The 1,447-nt window shown below is 64.2% G+C and carries 1 protein-coding gene; it reads left to right on the plus strand.

The genetic code is table 11. The features are described from left to right. The first annotated feature begins 113 nt into the window (after positions 1–113). Positions 114–1,403 carry an ISL3 family transposase gene (locus B0G38_RS23165; protein ID WP_264671653.1) on the plus strand — a complete coding sequence of 430 codons (1,290 nt, stop codon included), beginning with the start codon at positions 114–116 and terminating at the stop codon, positions 1,401–1,403. Positions 1,404–1,447: the final 44 nt, after the last annotated feature.

The raw sequence follows: 1,447 nt of genomic DNA on the forward strand, positions 1-1,447 counted from the left end.
GGCTCTCCGTGGTTGGTGGTGAAAACGGGTACGGGCCCAGTTATGTGAAGGGCCCGTAGCCCTGCTGTGATGGATGTTCTCGACGCATTCATCACTGACAGGAACTACGAGCCTTGACCGAGCTTACTGCCGCACGCCCTGATGCTGCCACCGTCATCTTCAACCTGCCTGATTACCGGGTTCTGAACGCCGACATCCTGACCTTCGGCCAGCGACGGATCCACGTGGAAACTACCATCGAATCCGGTTGCCCGTCGTGCGGGGTGATCGGCACGCGTCGGCACTCCCGGCGCAAGCAGCGGATCCGCGATATTCCCCTCGCCGGCCCGGTGGAAGTCCTCTGGTCCAAACGCCGCTTCTTCTGCGATGAACCGGAATGCCCACGGCAGACCTTCTCGGAATCGACTGCGGAAGTGCCGCGCCGGGCACGTTCCACCCGCAGATTGCAGGACGCGCTGGTCTCCGCTGTGATCGGCTCGGGACGGGCCGCAACCGAAACAGCGGCCGCGTTCGGGGTCTCGTGGTGGCTGGTCCAGCGTGCCCTGAACAATGCCATGCACGAGCTGCCGGACGTTAATAACCTGCAGCCGAAGAGGCTCGGAATCGATGAACACCGCTTCCGGTCCGTGCGCTATTTCAAGGACCCTGAAACCAACGCCTGGAAGCGCTATGAACCATGGATGACGACCATCGTGGACCTGGACACCGGGCAGGTCCTCGGCGTCGTCGACGGCCGCGACAGCAGGGGCGTCGGCGACTGGCTCTTCGCCCGCCCGCTGGACTGGCGGCTCGGCGTGGAAGTCGTCGCCATCGACCCGTCGGCGGCGTTCCGTAAGGCCTTGCGGATGTGGCTGCCCCGCACCGCGGTCTCGGTCGACGCGTTCCACATGGTGATGCTCGGGAACAACATGCTCACCGAAGTCCGCCAGCGCCTCACCCAGGAAACCAAGGGCCGGCGCGGCCGCTCCGGTGACCCGGTCTGGGCCAACCGGCTGCTGCTGCTCCGCGCCTCCGAGACACTCTCCGACCGAGCCCGGAACCGCCTGCAGACAGTCTTCGACGTCGATGATCCCACCGGCAAGCTGAAGGCCGTCTGGGACGTGAAGGAACAGCTGCGCGCACTGCTGCGGACAGGTTCGCTGGCCGACGCCGCCGCTGCCAAGGACACGCTCCAACGCCTCGTGGAACGCGCCGGACAGCCGGAAACCAACCGGCTCTGGCGCACCGTCTGCCGCTGGTGGCAGGAGATCGAAGTCCTCATCATCACCGGCGCAACAACGGCAAAAGTAGAAGCCAACAACACCGCCATCAAGCAGATAAAAAGAACCGGCCGCGGGTTCGTAAATGGCGCCAATTACACCGCACGTATTATGCTCAGAAGCGCCGCCAGAACGGCGGCCTGATCATGCATCGCAGCAGTGGATTTCACCACGAAACGCGGAGAGCC

It is taken from the genome of Crystallibacter permensis, from assembly GCF_025960875.1.
Lineage (GTDB): Bacteria > Actinomycetota > Actinomycetes > Actinomycetales > Micrococcaceae > Crystallibacter > Crystallibacter permensis.